Annotated in this window: 23 protein-coding genes; 12 read left to right on the forward strand and 11 right to left on the reverse strand. The window is 30.2% G+C overall.

Annotated features, from left to right (window positions below):
* Nucleotides 1-137 precede the first annotated feature (137 nt).
* On the reverse strand, nucleotides 138-851 hold the full coding sequence (lipB, locus tag QHG34_RS02155; RefSeq protein WP_282628483.1) for a lipoyl(octanoyl) transferase LipB: 714 nt from the start codon (nucleotides 849-851) through the stop codon (nucleotides 138-140).
* Between the two features lie 147 nt (nucleotides 852-998).
* On the opposite strand from lipB, the gene QHG34_RS02160 reads away from it, so the two are divergent.
* A complete protein-coding gene (locus QHG34_RS02160; RefSeq protein WP_282628484.1) occupies nucleotides 999-1,619 on the forward strand; it encodes a hypothetical protein in 621 nt (206 codons plus the stop codon).
* Nucleotide 1,620: 1 nt separating this feature from the next.
* The gene (locus QHG34_RS02165; protein ID WP_282628485.1) at nucleotides 1,621-2,187 is read left to right on the forward strand and encodes a hypothetical protein; all 567 of its coding nucleotides are present in this window, start codon (nucleotides 1,621-1,623) and stop codon (nucleotides 2,185-2,187) included.
* A gap of 7 nt (nucleotides 2,188-2,194) precedes the next feature.
* On the opposite strand, the gene QHG34_RS02170 is transcribed toward QHG34_RS02165, so the two are convergent.
* Nucleotides 2,195-2,947, reverse strand: a complete 753-nt coding sequence (locus tag QHG34_RS02170; protein ID WP_282628486.1) for a hypothetical protein — start codon at nucleotides 2,945-2,947, stop codon at nucleotides 2,195-2,197.
* 151 nt (nucleotides 2,948-3,098) lie between these two features.
* On the opposite strand from QHG34_RS02170, the gene QHG34_RS02175 reads away from it, so the two are divergent.
* From QHG34_RS02175 to QHG34_RS02185, 3 genes are all read left to right on the forward strand, one after another.
* Nucleotides 3,099-5,267 (forward strand): S46 family peptidase, encoded by a 2,169-nt coding sequence (locus QHG34_RS02175; RefSeq protein ID WP_282628488.1) that lies wholly within the window; start codon nucleotides 3,099-3,101, stop codon nucleotides 5,265-5,267.
* A 148-nt stretch (nucleotides 5,268-5,415) separates the two neighbouring features.
* Nucleotides 5,416-6,564: an AI-2E family transporter gene (locus tag QHG34_RS02180; protein WP_282628489.1), complete on the forward strand. Its 1,149-nt coding sequence runs from the start codon at nucleotides 5,416-5,418 to the stop codon at nucleotides 6,562-6,564.
* Between the two features lie 30 nt (nucleotides 6,565-6,594).
* Nucleotides 6,595-7,026, forward strand: coding sequence for a hypothetical protein (locus QHG34_RS02185; protein ID WP_282628490.1), 432 nt, complete (start codon nucleotides 6,595-6,597; stop codon nucleotides 7,024-7,026).
* Between the two features lie 108 nt (nucleotides 7,027-7,134).
* Here QHG34_RS02185 and QHG34_RS02190 read toward each other — a convergent pair whose 3' ends face one another.
* From QHG34_RS02190 to QHG34_RS02205, 4 genes are all read right to left on the reverse strand, one after another.
* A complete protein-coding gene (locus QHG34_RS02190) occupies nucleotides 7,135-7,710 on the reverse strand; it encodes a phosphatase PAP2 family protein (RefSeq protein WP_282628491.1) in 576 nt (191 codons plus the stop codon).
* A complete protein-coding gene (locus QHG34_RS02195) occupies nucleotides 7,710-8,240 on the reverse strand; it encodes a Sec-independent protein translocase subunit TatA/TatB (RefSeq protein WP_282628492.1) in 531 nt (176 codons plus the stop codon). The genes QHG34_RS02190 and QHG34_RS02195 overlap by 1 nt, the downstream gene beginning before the upstream one ends.
* Before the next feature lie 92 nt (nucleotides 8,241-8,332).
* Nucleotides 8,333-11,248 (reverse strand): protein translocase subunit SecD, encoded by a 2,916-nt coding sequence (secD, locus tag QHG34_RS02200; RefSeq protein ID WP_282628493.1) that lies wholly within the window; start codon nucleotides 11,246-11,248, stop codon nucleotides 8,333-8,335.
* A 139-nt stretch (nucleotides 11,249-11,387) separates the two neighbouring features.
* Nucleotides 11,388-12,236 carry a DUF6929 family protein gene (locus QHG34_RS02205; RefSeq protein WP_282628494.1) on the reverse strand — a complete coding sequence of 283 codons (849 nt, stop codon included), beginning with the start codon at nucleotides 12,234-12,236 and terminating at the stop codon, nucleotides 11,388-11,390.
* A 120-nt stretch (nucleotides 12,237-12,356) separates the two neighbouring features.
* On the opposite strand from QHG34_RS02205, the gene QHG34_RS02210 reads away from it, so the two are divergent.
* From QHG34_RS02210 to QHG34_RS02225, 4 genes are all read left to right on the forward strand, one after another.
* Nucleotides 12,357-13,580: an MDR family MFS transporter gene (locus QHG34_RS02210; RefSeq protein ID WP_282628517.1), complete on the forward strand. Its 1,224-nt coding sequence runs from the start codon at nucleotides 12,357-12,359 to the stop codon at nucleotides 13,578-13,580.
* A 37-nt stretch (nucleotides 13,581-13,617) separates the two neighbouring features.
* Complete coding sequence (locus QHG34_RS02215; RefSeq protein WP_282628496.1) at nucleotides 13,618-14,184, forward strand: cob(I)yrinic acid a,c-diamide adenosyltransferase; 567 nt, start codon at nucleotides 13,618-13,620, stop codon at nucleotides 14,182-14,184.
* Nucleotides 14,177-14,806 (forward strand): thiamine diphosphokinase, encoded by a 630-nt coding sequence (locus QHG34_RS02220; protein ID WP_320416878.1) that lies wholly within the window; start codon nucleotides 14,177-14,179, stop codon nucleotides 14,804-14,806. The genes QHG34_RS02215 and QHG34_RS02220 overlap by 8 nt, the downstream gene beginning before the upstream one ends.
* A gap of 64 nt (nucleotides 14,807-14,870) precedes the next feature.
* Nucleotides 14,871-15,605: an SIMPL domain-containing protein gene (locus QHG34_RS02225; protein WP_282628498.1), complete on the forward strand. Its 735-nt coding sequence runs from the start codon at nucleotides 14,871-14,873 to the stop codon at nucleotides 15,603-15,605.
* A 248-nt stretch (nucleotides 15,606-15,853) separates the two neighbouring features.
* Here the strand turns inward: QHG34_RS02225 and QHG34_RS02230 are convergent, their stop codons facing one another.
* The 5 genes from QHG34_RS02230 to QHG34_RS02250 are packed head-to-tail and all read right to left on the reverse strand — an operon-like array spanning nucleotide 15,854 to nucleotide 18,687.
* Complete coding sequence (locus QHG34_RS02230) at nucleotides 15,854-16,696, reverse strand: alpha/beta hydrolase family protein (RefSeq protein ID WP_282628499.1); 843 nt, start codon at nucleotides 16,694-16,696, stop codon at nucleotides 15,854-15,856.
* Between the two features lie 57 nt (nucleotides 16,697-16,753).
* A complete protein-coding gene (locus tag QHG34_RS02235; protein ID WP_282628501.1) occupies nucleotides 16,754-17,362 on the reverse strand; it encodes a hypothetical protein in 609 nt (202 codons plus the stop codon).
* A gap of 2 nt (nucleotides 17,363-17,364) precedes the next feature.
* Nucleotides 17,365-17,637 carry a hypothetical protein gene (locus QHG34_RS02240; protein WP_282628502.1) on the reverse strand — a complete coding sequence of 91 codons (273 nt, stop codon included), beginning with the start codon at nucleotides 17,635-17,637 and terminating at the stop codon, nucleotides 17,365-17,367.
* Nucleotides 17,606-18,022, reverse strand: coding sequence for a hypothetical protein (locus QHG34_RS02245; RefSeq protein ID WP_282628503.1), 417 nt, complete (start codon nucleotides 18,020-18,022; stop codon nucleotides 17,606-17,608). The genes QHG34_RS02240 and QHG34_RS02245 overlap by 32 nt, the downstream gene beginning before the upstream one ends.
* A 2-nt stretch (nucleotides 18,023-18,024) precedes the next feature.
* A complete protein-coding gene (locus QHG34_RS02250; protein WP_282628504.1) occupies nucleotides 18,025-18,687 on the reverse strand; it encodes a hypothetical protein in 663 nt (220 codons plus the stop codon).
* A gap of 191 nt (nucleotides 18,688-18,878) precedes the next feature.
* Here QHG34_RS02250 and mnmE point away from each other — a divergent pair, with 191 nt between their 5' ends.
* The 3 genes from mnmE to QHG34_RS02265 all read left to right on the forward strand — a co-directional run bounded on the left by mnmE (nucleotide 18,879) and on the right by QHG34_RS02265 (nucleotide 22,019).
* On the forward strand, nucleotides 18,879-20,276 hold the full coding sequence (gene mnmE, locus QHG34_RS02255; protein ID WP_282628506.1) for a tRNA uridine-5-carboxymethylaminomethyl(34) synthesis GTPase MnmE: 1,398 nt from the start codon (nucleotides 18,879-18,881) through the stop codon (nucleotides 20,274-20,276).
* A 181-nt stretch (nucleotides 20,277-20,457) separates the two neighbouring features.
* Entirely contained in the window at nucleotides 20,458-21,591 is a 1,134-nt protein-coding gene (locus QHG34_RS02260) for a tyrosine-type recombinase/integrase (RefSeq protein WP_282628507.1), read from the forward strand.
* 29 nt (nucleotides 21,592-21,620) lie between these two features.
* The gene (locus tag QHG34_RS02265; RefSeq protein ID WP_282628509.1) at nucleotides 21,621-22,019 is read left to right on the forward strand and encodes a hypothetical protein; all 399 of its coding nucleotides are present in this window, start codon (nucleotides 21,621-21,623) and stop codon (nucleotides 22,017-22,019) included.
* Nucleotides 22,020-22,135: the final 116 nt, after the last annotated feature.

The following is a 22,135-nucleotide window of genomic DNA, read 5'->3' on the forward strand; positions in this document are numbered from 1 at the left end:
TGTCAAATTATAATTGAGACTATCGTTACATGAAAAGGTAATTTCTTTATTTTATCTAATTTTTTTACTATAAAAATAAATAAAACAGAAAAGACTGCTTAAAAACAGTCTTTTTGTAAATTATATTTCTGATTAAATTATTTGAATTCAACATCAAATACTTCTGCAAAATGTCTCTTCGTATACTCTTTTAGTTCATTCATATCAATTTGATGCCCTAATTCGCGTTCTAATGAAGCAACAGCTTTATCCTGAATTCCACATGGTACAATGTATTCAAAATAACGCAAATCTGTATTCACATTTAGCGCAAAACCATGCATCGTCACCCAACGCGAAGCCTTAACGCCCATTGCACAAATTTTTCGAGCAAATGGTCGACCAACATCTAACCAAACGCCAGTTTCTCCTTGAGAACGCTCACCTTTTAATCCATATTCGGCAATTGTTTTGATAATCACTTCTTCCAAATTGCGCATATACAAATGAATATCAGGCTTAAAGTTATCTAAATCCATAATCGGATAACCAACTAATTGTTGTGGTCCGTGATACGTTATATCTCCGCCACGATTGGTTTTCACAAAAGTTGCATTTATTTCGTTCAATTTATCACTCGAAGCCAACATATTCTCTAAATGTCCACTTTTTCCAAGTGTATAAACGTGAGGATGTTCGACGAAAAGCAAATGATTTTTGGTGTTTTTAAAATCAGTACTTCCCTCCTTTTCTTGTGCTCTATTATATTGTTTTACGGCTATATTTTCTGCTAAAAGACTTTCTTGATAATCCCAAATTTCTTGGTAATCTCTGTTAATTCCTAAATCTTGGAATTCGACAATTTGTTTCATTTCACAATGTGTTTCGAATGTCAAATTTACGAAAGAATCAGTTAATAATTAATTTTAGCTTAGCTATTCTTTAAATCGTTTCATCTAACAAAATTGCATATATAAATTGTTTAAAGTAATTTAGAATTCATAAATAATTTATTTTTTATGAAAACACTTCTATTAATCACACTAATGATTAGTTCTCTTGTTATAAACGCTCAAGAATATTCTTTTGCCAAAGATTTTGTTGCTGGAAAAGTTACATTAAATGATCTATCTGAATTAAATGGAGAGCTTAAATGGACTCCAAGTCATGATAGTGATTTAAAGTTTAGAAAAACGAAAGATGATAAAGTGACAAAATATAATCCGAATGAAATTAGTGGTTTTACAGTTGATAAAATGAGTTTTGTTTCATTAAAAAATCTTGTTGTTTTATCTGATAATTATGCTTTGATAGGACAAACTACGAAAATTAAAGAATCTTTTGTACAAGTCGTTTCTAAAGGAAAATTTAATATTTACTTAATTACTTTAGCTGGATATAACCCAATTAGTAGAACGCCAGAAGATTATCTCAACTTTATTTTTCAGGATGCAACTAATGAAAACAATAAACTTATTGCTTATCCGTATTTAATCAGAATGAAAGAAAAAAAATACGAAAAAGCGAAAGCGGATTTGTATATTTTATTTAAAGATTATCCTGAAGTAATAGAAAAAATCAAAAGTTTTAATAAAGAAAATAATTTTCTTGAAATAATAGAAATAATTAGTAAGTTATAAAATGAGGGTATATATTTTATTATCAAGTGTTTTTTTCTTGTTTTATGGATGTCTTTCTTTTAAAGAAGTTGATAGTCAAAAAAACAATTTAGACATAACAAATATCAAAAAATTAAATGGTAATTATCAAATTGTTCAAATAAGTAATGACTCTATATATAAAAAACAAAGAATTTATAGTAACTTATTTCAACAATTAGATAGAAAACTAATAAAGGACACTCTACATATCGATTCGTTAAAATCCTATTCGTTAAAAATCGACATTTTAAGTGAAAAAAAGATGAAACTTCTTTATCTTGAGAATGATACTATATTTAGAGAAAGAGTAATTAAGACTAAACTAAAAAAAGATGGCTTTTTGTATTTAAAAAATAAAAACATTCAGCCACTTTTAATTCCTTATATTGCTGGTGCAATTGATATTAATAAAATTAGATTTGGTTTAGACACTAACAATAATCTAATCTTAGATGTTGCTAATCATAGTTCAGGAGCTTTTTTACTCATTGCATTTTTAGACGGACGAACTAATAAATACAGGTTAACTTATGAAAGAATTGATTAATCATAATTTAATAAGTAACATTGATTATCTTAGATTTATCCGCTATTATCTCAGAAAATGTATAATTAAACTCAACCGTTTTCTGGTCTAAACTAAAATTACTTCCATTTTCAGAACTTGCAGTTATTTTTCGAGGTGTATGAATGATTAATTTATATTTAAATAAATTAGAATAAGTAGATTCACCACCAAATTGTTCTGAAAGTCCATTGATAAGATTTTCATAATCAGTTTTATCTAATTTGATTTCAACCTTATTCTTTGTAATGACTTTTTGATTATTAATATATTTAGAATTGAAAGGATTGTCAATTGCATTAAAAAAATCAAACAAAAAATCATTTAACAATTTAGATTCAGAAGCCATGTTTTCACTTGTAGAAGCTAATTCAGTAGTATAATTAAGCGTTTTAAAATCAACCTTAATAATATGATTTTTTACTTTTTCGTAAGTTGTTTTATTATTAGTTAAAAACTTATTTGCTTCGTCATTATGACCTTTCAAAAGATCATCATTACTCTTAATCTCCGTAAAAAATTTTTCAAGTGTCATTCCTTTTTCCATTGATTTTACAAAATCTTTTTGCTCATCTAAAGTGCTAAAAAAATCTTCTTGATCTGGAATATAGGTTTGTAATTCAGCTCCATTTACATTGTATGCATACTTTATTTTACCATCTTCATTGATTGTAAATTCTTCTTTTATTGTACAAGAGGTTATACCTATTATTGCTAAAACAGCTACTACTATTTTCTTCATTACAATTATTCGTTTAAAAATCAAAAATAGGATAAATTAATTTTAAAAACCTCACTATAAATAATGGTTTTCAGCAATTCATTAACGATTGAATAAAAATCTTTATCTTTGGAATTCTTAGAAATCGGTAGAATAAAATAATCAAATAAAAATGAAGAAACTATTCGTTAAAGGATCTATTTTGATGGCTCTGTTCGCAAACTTTAGTGTTTTTGCGCAACAAGGTGGTGGAATGTGGATTCCGACAGAATTGAATGAAAAGGAAATGAAAGACATGGGATTGAAAATCTCATCAAAAGACATTTTCAGTACTGGAGATAAAAGTATCAACAATGCAGTTGCGCACTTTGGTGGCGGTTGTACATCAGAAGTTATTTCTCCAAATGGTTTATTATTAACTAATCATCACTGTGGTTATGGAGAAATCCAAGCGCATTCATCTTTAGAAAATGATTATTTAACAGATGGTTTTTGGGCAAAAGAGTTGAAAGACGAATTACCAAACGAAGGTTTAACAGCGACTTTTATTGTAGATATTAAAGATGTAACTACTGCAATTTTAGCTGGTGTTAACGATAATATGTCGGAAGAAGAACGTAACAAAATCATCAAGAAAAATATTGAAGATTTTAATGCAAAAACTAAGACAGAAGCTTATCGTTCAGTATTTATCAAACCTTTTTACAAAGGAAATAAATATTACCAATTTACGACAGAAACATACAAAGATGTTCGTTTAGTTGGTGCGCCGCCTTCTGCAATCGGAAAATACGGAAATGACACGGATAACTGGGTTTGGCCACGTCATACAGGAGATTTCTCTATGTTTAGAATTTATGCAGACAAAAATAACAAACCTGCAGATTATTCTCCAAACAATGTTCCTTACAAACCAAAACATTTCTTACCAATTAACATTTCGGGAATTAATGAGGACGATTTCACGTTTGTATATGGTTTCCCAGGTACGACGGACGAATATTTACCAGCTTCTTCTATCCAGCAAATAAAAGATGTGATTGATCCTGCGCGTATCAATGTACGTACAATTGCGTTATCTCATATCGATAAAAAAATGCGTGAAGACGATGCAACTCGTATCGCTTATGCATCTAAACAAGCGCGTATTTCGAATGCACACAAGAAATGGATTGGTGAAGTTTTAGGATTAAACCGTTCGAAAGCTGTAGAAAAACGTCAACAATACGAGCAAGAATTTATGAATCGTATTGAGAAAAATCCTAAATTAAAAGGTGAATATTCGAATATTATTTCTGAATTAAATCAAGTTAATAAAGCAAATCAAGATTATATTTTAGCGTACACTATGTATTCTGAAACGTTTTTCTCAAATTCAGAAACATTCAGAATGGCATTAACATTGAACAATATTTTGAATGCTGTTGGACAAAAAAATTATACTGAAACTAAAGCAAAAGCCTTGAATACAGTTGCATCTATGCACAAGGATTATAATGCTGAATTAGACAAAACTATTTCTTCTGATTTAGCAGATAATTATTTCAAAGTTGTTCCTCAAAATTTATTGCCAACTACAACTGCTGCTAATATCAAAACAGCTTTAGGAAATTCGGTAATCAATGGAACGAAAAAAATTAACGGACAATCTGTTTTAGGAAATATCAAAGCCTTAGCTGAAAATGATGCTGAGTTTATCAAAGCCTTAAAAGAAGATGCTTTAATTGCTCAAATTCGTTTAATTTTAGATGCAAATCAAACTAAAGTAACGCCTACATATTTAGCGAATCAAGATAAAATCAACAAGTTGATGCGTACATATATGAAAGCGCAAATGGATGTATTTACTGACAAAAAAATCTTTCCAGATGCGAATTCTACTTTACGTGTAACTTACGGAAAAGTTGATGGTTACCAACCTCGCGATGCAGTTTATTACGAGCCTGTAACACACATGGAAGGTGTCATGGAAAAATATATTCCAGGAGATTATGAGTATGATTTACCAAAACAAATGGTAAGTTTATATGACAAAAAAGATTACGGAAAATATGCGGACAAAAACGGAAAATTGCCTGTAAACTTTATCGCTACAAACCATACAACTGGTGGTAATTCTGGTTCTCCTGCCTTGAATGCAAAAGGAGAATTAATCGGGTTGAACTTTGACCGTGTTTGGGAGGGAACAATGTCAGATTTAAATTATGATCCTGAGATTTGTCGTAACATTATGGTTGACTCTCGTTACATTTTATGGGTAGTTGACAAGTATGCTAATGCGCAACGTTTGATTAATGAAATGACAATAGTTGACGAAAGTAAAAATGCGAAGAAAAAATAATATTTTTCATTATATTCTGAAAACCACGTTTTTATAACGTGGTTTTTTTGTTAAAATAAACTTAAAAATACTAAATCATTTATAGAAAAATAAACCTATATTTAAGGCAACCAATTTGATAATCAATTAAAATAAAACACTATAAATTATGGAAAGTATACAGAAATGGCCTTTTTATTTGAAACTTACTTGCACATTATTGTCAATCATTTGTTTAACTTTTATAGCAATAATAGGTAAAGGTATTCTCGTTCCATTAATTTTAGGCTTCTTAATATCAATATTACTTGCTCCAGTTAGTGCATTTTTTGAGAAATATTTGCGTATTCCACGTGCCATTTCAAGTATAATTACCACATTATTATTTGCTGCTTTTATTTTGGGTATTTTCTATTTAATTGCAATTCAACTTGCGGAAATAGCGAATGAATGGCCAACTTTCCAAAATCAAATTTTTGAAGCTTTTATTGATTTACAAAAATGGATTCATCATACATTTGGTGTTAATTCGCATGCACAAATGGAATATTTGACGAAGAATGTAAAAACGACAATCGAAACAAGTACAATTGTGATCGAAAAAGTAATTTCGGTAGTTTCGTCGATGGCAGTTACTGTCTTATTCACGTTTTTATACATTGTTTTCTTGTTGATATATCGTCGTCATTTGGTGAAATTTATTTACTATGCGTTCAATTCTAACACACATAATCAAGTATATAATGTCATAACATCTATTCAAAAAATGGTTAAACAATACTTAATTGGGCTGTTTTTACAGATGTTGATTGTATCAATTTTATCCTTTATTGCGTTTTCAATTCTTGGACTGAAGTATAAATTTGTCTTAGCCATTTTAACGGGTGTACTAAATGTTGTACCTTATGTAGGAATCATCATTTCGTTGATAGTAACATCAATTATCACATTTGCAACAATGTCAGCTTCAAAATTATTTTTTGTACTAATTGCCTTTATTGCTATTCATGCAATCGATGGAAATGTCGTGATGCCTAAAATTGTCGGTTCTAAAGTAAAAATCAATTCATTGATTGTAATTATTGGGTTGGTTATTGGCGAAATGACATGGGGAATTATGGGAATGTTATTATCAATTCCGATTCTTGCTTTGATGAAAATTGTTTTTGATAATGTGACCGAACTTAAACCTTGGGGTTATCTTTTGGGCGATGAAGATTCGACAGAAATTGATGACGACTTGAATACCTTTTTGGCCAAAAAGAAAGCTAAAAAATTAAAGAAAAAAGCCAAGAAGTTGAACGAAAATATTAGTTAAAGCTTCTGTTTTACATAATTATCACTCTTTATGAAATATAATTTATTATTCTTTTTTAGTTTATTGATTTTCAATACTTCTTGTGAAAAGAAGTTAGAAAAAAAAGTAAATAAAGAATATAGTTATGAAATGATGTCTATTGATGAAGGAAATCATTCAATTAGAATTTATGATTATTCAGACTCTATTCAGTTTATTCATTGGAAAAAAATTAATGATTATACATCTAAATCATTCAAAATTTCTAAGAACGATAAAAAAGCATTAGAAAACAATATCTATAAATTAGTTACAACTCCTTATGAAAATGAGATTTTTTGCACGGACTATGTGGGGAAAATAAGTATTAGTATGTCCAATCATAATAGCACTTATTCTATTAATCTAAATTCTGTTTGTGATTGGAAGACATTCAATGAAGAAACTAAGAATATTTCTAAAATTTTAGATCATTATAAATAAAATTTTCTCTTAATAAATAGGATGAGAAACTGAAATAAATTCAGTTTGACAATAACTTAAAAAAGTCTATAACAAGGTTATAGACTTTTTGATTTTTATAATTTGAACTTAACTCTTTTTCAAATATTTTTTTTCTAAGAAATAATACAGTTTCAGGAAAACGATAGAAAAGAAAATTCCGATTAATGTTCCGAAAAATATATCTCCAGTAAAATGTACGCCAACGTAAACTCTGCTGTAAGCAATCATCAACGCCCAAGCAATTAAGACATAAAGCAACCATTTGTAATATCTTCTTAAAAGTATTCCCATAAAAATTGCAATCGCTATGTGATTAGAAGCGTGAGCTGATGTAAAACCATACTTACCTCTACCCTCACAATCTATCGGGCGAAATAATCCATGTATAGATTCTGTATAACATGGACGAAAACGTTGAAAAGAATTTTTCAGAATATTTGTAAACTGATCTGCACAAGTTATCATTAGTGCAATACAAACTCCTGCTAATAAGGTTTTTTTCCAACCAAGTTTTACATACAACAAGATTAGAAAGATAACATAAAGCGGAATCCACGTTTTTTTATCAGTTACCAATAACCAAAACCAATCCCATTTTTCGTTACCTAAATTATTGAAATACAAAAATATTTGTACATCCCAATCAAAATAATCTTGTATCATTATCTACTTATTGATCCTCCTAATCCTAAAGCTTTATCAGCTTCAGATTTTGGCTCTTGTGGAACAATTGGCTCTTCAACCTCAGGTAAAACTTCTTCAATTTCTGGCTCAACAGATTGCTCTGGTTCAACTTTCATTGATGATGAGTTAGAATCTTTAAGTGCAAGATCTACTGAATTATCTTGATGAATTGTATTATGAATTTCATCAACTGGGTTTCGAACTTCGTCAAAAGATTTCTGAAAATCTTCCATTGGATTGATTTTTTGGAAAGAATCTTTTACCTCATTCAATGGATTTAACTCTTTTATAGAATTTTGTATTTCTTTTGTTGGATCAACTTCTTGAACAGGATTCATAATCTCTTGTTTGATATCTTCAGAAGCTTCTTTTAGCTTGCGCACAGCAGTTCCCAAACCACGTGCAATTTCTGGAATTTTATCTGGTCCAAAAATTACCACGGCAACCACCATAATAATCACGACTTCCTGGAAGTCTAAAAACGCTGGGTATATTACTAAACTATTCACGAAACAAATGTATAAAATCTAAACTGAGAATAATAAAAAAAGCCATCAAATTTCTTTGATGGCTTTCTTAAAATTTATTTAAAATTTGAATCTTATTTATTCATTTGACCTTTTTTAGTAAAGTCATACAATAAAGGTGATGCTACAAAAATAGATGAGAATGTACCGATAATGATACCAATTAATTTTGCGAACATAAATCCTTTGATTGATTCTCCACCAAATGCAAAGATGATTAATACGATTAAGAACGTTGATAAAGACGTATTAATTGTACGTGATAATGTTTCTGATGTAGAAATATTAATGATGTCGTACAAGTTATGTTTTTTCTCAACTGTTAAATTCTCACGAATACGGTCTAAGATAATAATCGAGTCATTCATCGAATAACCAATTACCGTCAAAATAGCCGCGATAAACGCTTGGTCGATCTCCATATTGAAAGGCATTATTCCTTTTAATAAAGAGAAAACTCCTAATACAATAATAACGTCGTGCGCCAATGCAATGATTGTAGACAAAGAGAATTGCCAACGCTTGAACATGATGATTAAGTAGAAGAAAATGGCTACTAAGGCTAAAGAAACAGCGATGTATGAAGCTCTTGTTGTATCATCAGCAATTGTAGGTCCTACTTTTGCAGAAGACATTAAACCGATTGATGCGTTATCTTCAGAAAAGTCTTTCTCAGACATTTTAGCTGGTAAATATGTCTTTAATCCTTTGTATAATTTATCTTTAATTTCGTCATCAACGTTAGTTCCATCTTCATCAGCTTTGTATGCTGTAGTAATCTTCACTTGGTTTTGTCCACCATATGTTTTTACTTGAGGAATCATTTTCTCTCCATCCAAAACAAATACATCTCCTAAATCGTCTGCGATTTGTTGCGGATCTACATTTTTATCAAAACGAACTGTATACGTACGTCCACCTTGGAATTCGATACCCATATCAAATCCTTTAGTGAAAATAGAAATCAACGCAACAATTGTTAAAACAATAGAAATAGCATAAGATATTTTTCTTGTTTTTAATAAATCAACTTTAATATTTTGTAACCAATGCGCTGTAAATGATGTATAGAAAGGAACTGATTTTCCTTTTGCTAATCGACCTTCTACGAAATAACGTGTAATAAAAATTGCAGTAAATGTAGAAGTAAAAATACCAATCATAAACGTTGTTGCGAAACCTACAACAGGACCTTTACCAAAGAAGAATAAAATTAATGCTGTGATAAATGATGTTGAGTTAGCATCTACAATTGCAGATAAAGCTCCTTTCCAAGAATAAGCAAAATCTACTGCTTGACGTAATGATTTTCCTTTTCTTAATTCTTCTTTTACACGTTCGTAAATTAAGATATTCGCATCCATTCCTGTTACCAACGTCAAGATAATTCCGGCGATACCTGGTAAAGATAATGTAGCTTTTAATGAAACTAAGAATCCTAATAAGAATAATAAGTTAACGATTAATGCAATGTTAGCATAAATACCTGCACGGCTGTAGTAAAACAACATCCAGATTAATACTAATGCAAATGCACAACCAAATGCGATTAACGAACTGTTAATAGCTTCTTGTCCTAATGATGGACCAACAACTTCTGCAGAAACAATTTTAGATGAAGCTGGTAAAGAACCTGCTTGTAAAATATTTGCTAAATCTTTTGCTTCGTCAATTGTAAAGTTTCCAGAAATTTGAGAATTACCTCCTGTAATTTGGTTTTTGATATTTGGTGCAGAATATACCATGTTATCTAACACAATTGCAACACCTTGACCATTACGATTTGTAGCAGATGGTTTTAACTCATCAGTAATACGAGCCCATTCTTGTGCTCCTACTTGATTCATTTGCATTGAAACTACTGGCTCATTTGTGATAGAACCTGCATTACGTTCTGCAGAAGCAGAAATAACTTTGTCACCAGTAATTAATGGTTCTTGCGATCCATTTTTACCTTTCAATACATAAAACTCTAATAACTTAGGCGCAGCTTTATCTTTCGTAATTCTAGATAAATCCATTGGTTTATTTGCCCAAGAATATTTGTAACCTCTAATATTAGCTGGTAAACTAGGTACAAAACCTTTGTCTTGCATCACACGGTTAACAACAGCAGTATCTTTAACATCTACAATAAAACTTGCATTAGAGTTAGAAGGTTGCATAACTTCTGCCAAAGACTTAATTACTTGTCCTTTCTCATTTGTTACTTTATATTTCTCTGTATTAACAGAAGAAAAATATTGTAAAACACTTGGATCTTGACTAACAACTTGCCAAAACTCTAATTTTGCTGTAGATTGTAATAATTTTTTTACACGATCTGTATCCGAAACACCTGGTAATTCTACCAAGATACGTCCATCTCCTTTATCTCCTAAACGTTGAATAACTGGCTCAACAACACCAAATTGGTTAATACGAGAGCTAATTACATCATAAGCAGTTGCAACTTTAGCTTCGATATCTTTACGGATAACCTCTTTTACCTGATCATCAGTGTAGTTAAACTTAATTTTGTCAGCATTATCTCTATTTCCAAATAAATCTGGTGCTGCATATTTAGTTCCACCTTTTATTTTATCAAATTCTTGAAAAAATAATTCTACATAAGGTACGTTACCATTTGATTTTTGAGCTTTATCTGTTGCATCTAAAGCAGCCCCCAACATTGGGTTTTGACTTTTTGCAGATAAATTCTCGATTAAGTCTCTTTCAGATACTTGTAAGATTACGTTAATCCCACCCTTTAAGTCTAATCCTAAATTGATTTCGTTGTTTTTAGCATGCGTATAATCATACTTAATAATTCCTAAATCAAGCGGATGTTGAGCTAAACTATCTAATATTCTTGGTTCATCTTCTGGCTTATTCGCTAATCGCGCTGCCTCGTGCTCCACCTTTGTAGCGTACCAAGTATAACTTAACTGTCTGATACACAAAAGACTTAAAATAATTGCAAATGCTGCAATGAGCCATCTTCCTCGCATAATGTTTAATTGATAAATAAATTTTAACGGACAAATATAATAGTCTTGAAAATATTTTCACAATTTTTTAAGAATATTATATTCAAAAAATTCCGTCAGGTTTGTATTAATATATTGATTTTAATTCGTGATTCTTATTTTAATTCTCTAACTCATATTTATAAATGAAGATATTAGCTTGTTTAGAGTCATCATCATTATCCTCACATAAATAAAGCGTATACTTTTTTCGAGATTGTTTGTACAAAGCCAAACCTTCTATTTTTCTATCATCCGATATTTTTTCCCAACGAGTAACTCGCATATAATCCATATCAAGTTCTCCAATTATAGAACCTTTAATTTCTCCATTGTATTGCGTAGTACTTTTAGATTCTACTGTTGCTGTAAACAAAACCTTTCCGTCAACCAAAATTGCATCAGAAAAAGTAGTTTGTTCTCCGTTTAATTCGGGTAATTGTATTGGATAAAATTCGATTGTTTTATTCTGTAAATCATTTACGTTTCCTAAAACTTTGAAAATCCCATTAACACCAGCTGGTCCGTTTCCTCTATTAAAAAAATAAGTTGATTCTCCATCTGTCAAAAAACCTTCAATATTAAAATCTTTTACTGATAATTTAGAAACTTCTAAAAAATCATTCAGTAAAAATTTATAATTATTGTTTCTAACCTCCTTTGTAACTGTATTATAAGTAATTAAATCAAACCGATTTTCTTTAGATCCTGATCCCAAAATATACAATTCATCTCCAAAACGACTAATTGTTTCGAAATCTGGCTTATCTTTTTTATTGATTCCTTTCGCTTTTACTTCTGGTTGTAAATCAACCTTTTCTACTTCATTTTTCTTTTTGCTGTAAATGTATAAATAGGCATCATCATCAGCTACAGCGTACACATGGTGTTTATCTACAACCAAGCCCGAAGCTGCTCCCAATCCATTAATAACAATTAAAACCTTCAGAATGAAGTTATAAAACAGCATAGTATTCAGTTTATTTTTTAACGATTCCAAAAGTAATCAAAGATTATCAGAAACCTTGATAAATAAACGTTTTTTTGAAAAAAAAGAACTTAACTTTGCAAAGCGTGATAAACAAAGGAAATAATGAAAATTCTAAAAATTTATATTGATGCTTATAGCGGCTTGTCTAAGGAATCTTGGATGTTAGCTATCGTAATGTTATTGAACCGAATGGGATCAATGGTTTTACCATTTTTAGGAATCTATCTTATCTCCGAACTTAATTTTAGTTTAGAGCAATCTGGTCTAGTTTTAAGCTGTTATGGTATTGGTGCAGTTTTAGGTTCTTGGCTTGGAGGTTGGATTACAGATAGAATTGGTAACTTTAAAGTACAAGCTTTAAGTCTATTTTTGAGTGCTCCATTATTTCTGATTTTACCTTATTTCAATACAGTACTGTCTTTTTCTATAATTATGCTTATTTTAAGTACAATTAGCGAAATGTTCAGACCTGCAAACTCTGTTGCCATCACTCGTTATGCAAAAAAAGAAAACATAACACGTGCATTTTCTTTAAATAGAATGGCGATTAATTTAGGATTTTCTATTGGTCCATCAATGGGTGGTTTTTTATCTAACTATTCATACGATTTGTTATTTTATTGTAACGCTGCTGCTGCGCTTATTGCTGGAATTGTATTTGTATCTTTCTTTTATGGAAGAAAAGAAAGAAATACTGCAGAAAATGATGCAAAAGATTTAAAACAAACCGAAGTAAAAGAGCGTAATGCCTACACAGATATGCCTTTTATTTTGTTTAATGTTATCTGTTTACTTTTCTCAGTTGCGTTTTTCCAAATCCTAAATACACTTCCATTATTCTACAAAGATGTTGTTAAAATGACACAATCTGAGATTGGTTTATTAATGGGATTCAGTGGATTCATTATCGTTGTTTTCGAAATGTTGTTGATACATTACACAGAGAAAAAATTCACAGTTACTAAGCTTTTAGTTTTCGGTTCATTTATTACAGCTATCAGTTATTCTATTTTTAGTTTTAACCACACAATTGGTATGTTATATTTAGCCATTTCATTAATGTCTATTGGCGAGATGCTTGTACTACCTTTGATGTCTACTGTTACAGCTTTCCGAGCGCAGAAAAATAATCGTGGTGCATATATGGGATTAAACGGAATGTCTAATGCTGCTGCATTTATTATTTCACCTTTTTTAGGAACGCATATCGCAACTTCGTACGGATTTGATGTTTTATGGATTATCACATCTGTTGTATTAATCGTAGTTGCTGTCGGATATCATTTTCTAACAAAACCACTTTTACCAAAGAATATGCAATAAAATGTTTATCTTCGATAATCTAAAAATTTAGAATTCAATGAAAGTATATACAAAAACTGGCGATAAAGGAACAACAGGACTTTATGGAGGAATACGTGTTTCTAAAAACAGTTTAAAAATAGAATCTTACGGAACAGTTGACGAATTAAATTCTTACTTAGGATTAATTCGTTCATATGAAATTGATCCAGCTTTAGAAGAAGAAATTATCATCATTCAAAAAGATTTGTTCAACCTTGGAGCTGAATTGGCAACGCCAATTGACAAATTATATTTAGCAAATGGTAAACCTCGCATTCCAAAAACAGTGTCAGAAGAAGATATCGTTCAGTTAGAAGATTGGATTGATGATTTAGAAGGACAGTTAGAACAGTTGACTCATTTTATTCTTCCTGGCGGTAATCAAGCTGCTTCTCATGCACACGTGGCACGTTGTATTTGTCGTCGTGCAGAGCGTTTAACAGTTGGTTTAGCCGAAGTAGAAGAAATTCGTCCAGAATTACAAAAATACTTAAATCGTCTTTCAGATTATTTATTTGTTTTAGGACGTAAAATTGCAGCAGACAATAATCACGAAGAAGTAAAATGGATTCCTGGTGAATAAAGCATTGTTATTTCTAAATGGCGAAGTGCCTACAACAATTCCAGATACAACGAATTACGACACAATTTTTTGTACAGATGGAGCATTTCGTTATTTACAAAAACTAAATATAACGCCCGATGTTATTTCGGGCGATTTTGATTCGTTTGAAATTAGTCAATTCCCTCCTGAAATTGAAATTATTTCAACTCCAGACCAAAACGACACGGATTTTGCTAAAGCATTGACAATCATAAAAAACAAAGGTTTTAACCATGTAGATGTTTTTGGAGCAAGTGGTCGTCAACAAGATCATTTTATTGGCAATCTTAATGCAGCGTATCGTTTTAAAGATCAACTAAATATCACATTCTACGATAATTATAGTAAATACTTTTTCGCAGAAAAATCAACAAAATTAGAAGGTTATTTTGGACGAACAATTTCTTTAATTCCTTTCCCTGAGTGTAAAAACATTACAACTAATGGTTTAGAATATCCATTAAACAAAGAGAATTTAAATCTCCTTTCTCGCATCGGAACTCGCAACAAAGCGAATCAAGATATTGTTACAATTGAATATACTGAAGGTGCCTTAGTTTTATTCATTATGGACGAAGAATTTCCTATCCTAATTGCTTAAATCACTACAAATAGTGAGACTATTCTAACAATTTTTAATTAACTTTACTGAAAACCAAACTATTATGAACAAGTTTTCAGTTATTGTGGCTTCAATTCTAGCTATTGGACTAGCTATCGGAGCTTTTATCTTAGGAAATGCATATAAATATAAATTCAAATCGACTGAATCTATTAATGTAACGGGAAATGCTTTAAAGGATTTTAATGCAGATTTAGTAAAATGGCGCGCTACTTTTAGCCGAAAAGATTTTGATTTACGCGTAGCTTCTGATCAACTTAAAGAAGATCAGAAAGTTGTACGAGATTTTTTGATTTCGCAAGGAATTAAACCGAATGAAATTGTTTTTGAAGCAGTTAATATTTCAAAAGATTTTCAGTACGGAACAGATTCAAATGGAGCTTCTACAAGCCAATTTACTGGCTACATTCTTTCTCAAGATGCTACAATTGAATCAAAAGAATTGGATAAAATTGAGAAAGCTTCGCGTGAAATTTCAAATTTAATTAGCCAAGGGATTGAATTAAGTTCGTCAAATCCAAATTATTATTATTCAAAATTAGAAGATTTGAAGCTTGAATTAATCGCTCAAGCATCTGAAAATGCCAAACAACGTGCAGAAAATATTGCAACAAAATCTGGTGGAAATTTAGGAAAATTACAAAAAGCAGATTTGGGAATTTTTCAGATAACAGGTAAAAATGACAACGAAGAATATTCTGCTGGAGGTTCTTTAAACACAACTTCTCGTCAAAAAACAGCGCAAATTACAGTAAAAGCAAGTTACAATAGCAACTAATAAAAAAAGCATTCTATTAATAAAGAATGCTTTTTTTGTTTATACTAAATGGGTAACAATTAAGTATAATAAAACAATTACTGCAGCAGCAATTAAAAGATCTACAAATTTAATCTTAAAACCTTCAAAAATTGATTTTTTGTACGTTTTATGAATTCTTTTCCTTGACATTTTTACCTTATTGCATTTTTATAACAGTACAATATTAGTAACTAAAAATTAACATTCAAAACATTTATTAAACGTTTTTAAATATTATTATGTAAATATTTTATAACCGATTCAATCACAATCAACAAATCTTTGGGTAAACTTTCACTTTCCCAAGGTTCTTTTCCTCCAAAAGTATGATTAGCTTCTTCTATTTCTCGTAATTCTGAAGTTTTGACCCAATCATTCAGCAGTTTTGCAGATTTTATACTTACTGCTTCGTCAGCTGTGCCGTGTATAATTAAATAAGGCTTTTTAAGATGCTGTGCTGCAAACTGAATATTCAATTCTTTTTGGTGAATAATATAATCCTCATAAAACTGATAATAATGTGGCATTTGTTGCTTAGTTCGCCCATTTTCCACATAAAAAACACCATTCGCTTTATATTCAGTCAATCGTTCTTTTTTTGGAAATCTATTCGCAAAATTATCTATGCCAGCTAAAGTAACTAAAGCCTTAACACGAGAATCTCTCGAGGCTTGTAGTATTGTATTTCCTCCTCCTCTACTATGCCCCATGATAGTAACTCGAGAAGGATCCACCTTCGGATGTCTGTAAAAAAAATCAATCACAGCTTTATAATCTGACATCTCTTTACTATAATTATTTAGACCAAAAGATTCTAAATCGTCAAATTGTGTTGGATTATCTAATGTTGTTCCATTATGCGAAAAATTAAATTTAACGAAAACAAATCCTGCTTTAGCAAATTCTTCCGCCATAAGATCGAATGTACCCCAATCCTTATAACCTTTATAACCATGTGCAAAAATTAGCAAGGGCAACTTTTCATCTGACTCGGTATAATAACAATCTGATAAAAAAGCTTTCGTTTCTGGATTTTGAATAACAATATTTTGTTCTTTTATAATCTTCATCCTTAAATGTAAAAAAACTAAATCAAAAAAACCACTCAACTGAGTGGTTTTAGATATTTAAAATTTTTCGCAAATAATTGAATAACTGTTTTGTGTACTAGTCATTTTTCTACCTAAAAAAACAACTCTATAAAAATGATTGTCTCCAGGATAACTCAAATAATACTCACTCACACTATTTAGTGAATACGAATTATCTAGCGTTTGAAAAGCATCGTTTTTCTGAATTACAACATTTTTTTGAGTAACTGTTTTTCCATTTTCATGAAACTTTAATTGTCCCAAATAATAAACTGTAGTTGGAGTTGATAAATTTTCAAATGATGCTATTTGAGGTTTTGTAGTATCTGAAAATCTAAAATTAAATCGTCCACAAGGAACTATTTTTGTTCCGTCTGGCGAATTATCAAAATACAACTCTTTCGTTTCTACTGATAAATCAGAAATTGCATCAATAATTGCTTGAGCCGAATGTTTTTCTATATTACCATCTGCATCTGTAACAAGTACATCAGGATAATCTGCAATTGTTACTTTATTCAGTGTACGCACGCGTAAATCTCCATTAATATCTAACGTTCTTGATGGATTATCTGTGTTAACTCCTACTTGTGCGTAACTGATAATTACGACACAAAATAATAAGGCACTTAATATATTTTTCATGATTAATTAATCGTTTTATAAAATCTTTCGCAGATTAATGCATAATTAGAGTTTACAGCGTCATTTTTTAATTGACTCACTGTCAATCTGTACAAATCGCCATCACCAGGAATAATAAAGTGATAATTTAAATAAGCTCCTTGTCTTAGTGTAAACGAAGGATCAATATTTTGAAATGTATTCCAATTATCAGTTTTTAATGATAACGTAAGATTGTTGTAGGTATATCCAATACTATTTCCTTCAGAAATTTGTCCCCATCTTTTTTCCACCATAAGTCAGTTTATAATCATTGACTGGAACTTCTTTCAATCTCAATTCTACTGATGATCCATTAATTCGAAAAACTAAATCTCCACAATCAGTTTCTCTCGTAATATCAGCCGAAGTAGCATTATAGATATTTTTTACAATTTCTACTTGTCGTGTAGCATCCTCAATAATAGACGGTTTACTTACTTTATCAATCTCATTTACAGCATTTGCAGCCAATATTTCTGTATACTCAGGTGTATTCGTTTTATCTTTTACATCTGTTAAGATTAAATCACCGGCAACATCTAACATTCTTGTAGGTTCTTCCGTATTTATACCAACTTGACCAAAAGAATATGTACAAGTTAATAGACTTAATAATATAAATTTTGATGTTTTTTTCATGTTTAAAATTTTTCGCAAGCGGTTACAAAATCATATGTTGAAGGGCTTGTACTTTGATCTAAACGATAAAAAGTCAATCGATAAAGATCACGATCTCCTGGATACAATAAATACAAGATATTCAACTCTCCATTCACAATTCCTGCTCCACTAATTGGTAAATTAACAAACGAGTTTGAAGTAGAACTAAACGTTTTACCAGTTTGAGGTGCCTGAAACTCATAACCATCTATTTGCCAGTTTTGTTCCAAAGTCATGTATACTGTAACATCATTCGCAGGATCATTTGTTAGCTTGTACTGGATATTAATAGCGGTACTTACATTTCTGAAAGCAAAATCAAACTTACCGCAACTAACAAACTTACTATCATCTGCTTTTCCATTTGTTGTCGTATAAATACTGTTCAATACTTGTTTATCCGAAGTAAATTCGTCACCAATAGGACGCAAATCTTTCTTATCAATGTAGTCTACTTTTCCATTGGCATTCACAACCAATATCTTGTCATATGCAGGCGCCTGAGATTTGTCATTCAACTCTCTTACTCTCATGTTACCTTCAACATGTAAAGTACTTTGTGGGTTTTTTGTATTAATCCCGACCTGAGCACTCATCGTGGTAGCAAAGAGTAACAATGCAAGTGAAATTAGTTTACATTTCATTATATTTCGATTTCGATTACTAATTCTATCTAGTTTCGGAGTTTATAATAATGAAGTTGGACTGCAAATTTAGAATGCTTTATAGTCTTAAAAAAATAAAAAAAGTTAAATTTATTAAATTAAAACAATTTAACCTTTCATTTTACAAAATATTTTGAAGTCTTATACCGAATATATTCTAACTTTGTAAAATGCTAAACAACGATACAATTTGTGCATTGGCAACAGCCAATGGAATGGGCGCAATAGCGGTTATTCGTATTTCTGGATCAGAAGCAATTTCTAAAGTTGCTCAGATTTATCAATCAAAATTTAATGCAACTAAATCTTTGAATGATGCAGAATCGCACACCATACATTTGGGTTATGTAATGGATGGAGAGACTATTGTTGATGAAGCATTGTTTTCTATTTTCAAAAATCCACATTCCTATACAGGAGAAGATGTAGTTGAAATTTCGACACATGGCTCAATTTATATTCAACAAAAAGTTTTAGAGCTTTTAAATAAAATAGGTATCCGAAATGCTAATCCGGGTGAATATACTTTCCGTGCATTTTGGAATGGTAAAATGGATTTGACACAAGCTGAAGCGGTTGCAGATTTAATTGCTTCAGATTCGAAGGCTTCTCACGAAATTGCCATTAAACAAATGCGCGGTGGTTTTTCGAATCAAATCAAAGATTTGCGCGATCAAATGATCAACTTTGCGGCTTTGATGGAATTAGAGCTAGATTTTTCTGAAGAAGATGTTGAATTTGCTGATCGTACCCAATTTTATGATTTGTTGAATAAATTACAATCAATCTTGAAGCGTTTAGCAGATTCATTTTCCTTTGGAAATGTTATCAAAAATGGAGTTCCTGTTGCAATCATTGGTGCGCCAAATGCAGGAAAATCTACTTTATTAAATGCTTTATTGAATGAAGAACGTGCTATTGTTTCTGATATAGAAGGAACAACACGTGATACGATTGAAGAAACAATCTACATAGATGGTGTTGGGTTCCGTTTTATTGATACTGCTGGAATTCGTGAAGCTGGAGATACAATAGAACGTATTGGAATAGAAAAAACATTCGAAAAAATAGATAATGCATCAATTGTCATTTTCTTATATGATTCTAATATTACAGCTGATAATCAGATTGCTAATCAATTAGATGAATTACAACGTAAAGGGAAAATCTTATTCAATGTTGCGAATAAAATTGATGTAACCAACAACGAATCAGCTATTTCAGATGCTATCAAACAAGAATTTAAAGATGTTGTACATTTAGAAATCTCTGCAAAAGATCAGTTTAATATTGAAGCTTTAAAAGAAAACTTGATTCATCAAATCAAATTGAAAGGAACAAATCAAGATGATACCATTGTTACTAACTCTCGTCATTTAGAAGCTTTGCAAAATACCCTATCTCAAATAGGAAAAATCAAACAAGGAATGGATATGGGGCTTCCAGGTGATTTATTAGCCATGGATATCCGTGAAGCTTTAACTTATTTGGGACATATCACTGGTGAAATTGATGTTGACCAAGATATTTTAGGGACAATATTTGGCAAGTTTTGTATCGGGAAATAAAAGTGTTAATATCAGACAAACAATACCTTTCAACTGCCTAACGTTTAAAACGTTAGGCTTTTTGTTTTATATTTGAAAATACATAAATAGATGTTGTTTTGACATATTTCACACCAAAACTACACCTCTATTTTTTAATACTAATAAAAGGTGTAGTCACTACACCTCGAATTATTCAAATATGAAAATAAGTTTAAAACAAAAGAAATTAAAATCCGGTAGAATCAGTCTTTATCTTGAATTTTATAAAGGTTCAAAATTTGATAATTTTGGTAAAGAAATTCATTTACGTGAGTTTGAGTATTTAAAACTCTATTTAACTCTAAATCCCAAAACTTATGAAGAAAAAAGAATTAACAAAGAAAACCTTGAATTAGCTGAAAATATATTTGCAATTCGAAAATCTGAATATGTACAAGGTAAATATGGAATTATCGATAGAGAAAAAGCAAATATTAGTTTATACGAATACTTCGATCTATTAAAAGAACATCGATCTTCCTATTTATCAAATTACGGTACTTGGATATCTGTAAAAAGATATATAATTCAGTACTTTCACCCTTCCACTACTTTATCTGAAATTACTATTGAATCCATTAAAGGATTTAAACGCTTTTTAGATAAAGAAGCTTTTACAAAAAATGGAACTCCATTAAAACATGGAACAAAATACTCTTATTTCAATAGATTTAGAGCTACTATTAAGCAAGCGTATGAAGAAGGATATATAACCAATAATAAATTACTTAGAATTAAATCTTTTGAAGAAAAAGAATCACAACGTGAATTTTTAACTTTTGAAGAAGTTCAAGCGTTAGCTAATACAGATTGTAAATATAATGTATTAAAACGTGCTTTTCTTTTTAGTTGTATAACTGGATTACGTTGGAGTGATATTTATAAACTTTCTTGGAATGAGGTTAGAGACGAAAATAATGATCATCGTATTTTTTTTAAACAGCAAAAAACTGATGATTTAGAATATATGTATATCAGTAAACAAGCGAGAGATTTATTAGGAGAAAGAGACCATACAAACCCAAGGGTATTTGTTAATTTAAATTATGGTTCTGGTACAAACTCTGAATTATTGAGATGGTGTATGAAAGCAGGTATTACTAAACATATTACCTTTCATTGTGCCAGACATACAGCAGCTACTTTACAATTAGAATATGGAGCAGATCTTTATACTGTAATGAAATTTCTAGGACATAAAGATATTCGTACAACTCAAATATACGCACATATTATGGATAACAAAATGAAAGAAACTGCAAATCTATTACCAACTTTAAATTTAGAATTATAATGTTCGTATTTCATATAATTAACGCAATAATGATAATAGGATTAACAATTGGATTTTTCTTATTCGTCTACAATAAATTTGATTTGCAAGTTAAAGCTAAAATGTTGCCCATAACAACAATTATTTTAAGTCTCATATTAGGTCTTCAAGCCTATTCTACTAATGATTTTATGACTTTACAAATCTGGATTTGCATTTTTCTATTTTCTATTTCGATTTTATATACCTATAAAATAAATAATAATAAGATTAGTCCATTGTCAAAAGCTAATTCTATGTTGAATAATCAACTAGATAATATTAAGTTGAATGAAATTTACGCTTTTTTTAAATTAAATGAATTATTAACTAACGATATGAATTTCCATGAATTTAAAGAGGCTTTTTTAAAAACTCCAATATATCTAAACATGGATGTTCCTTTGTAATCTTCCCCTTGTTAGGAACATTTAAAAGTATAGTTTTTATTTAATATTATTGTATTATTATTTTGATTAATTTGAAATGTAGGAAAATCATTAGGATTTTTGACCTTACCATATTT

The organism is Empedobacter sedimenti (assembly GCF_030005555.1).
GTDB lineage: Bacteria > Bacteroidota > Bacteroidia > Flavobacteriales > Weeksellaceae > Empedobacter > Empedobacter sedimenti.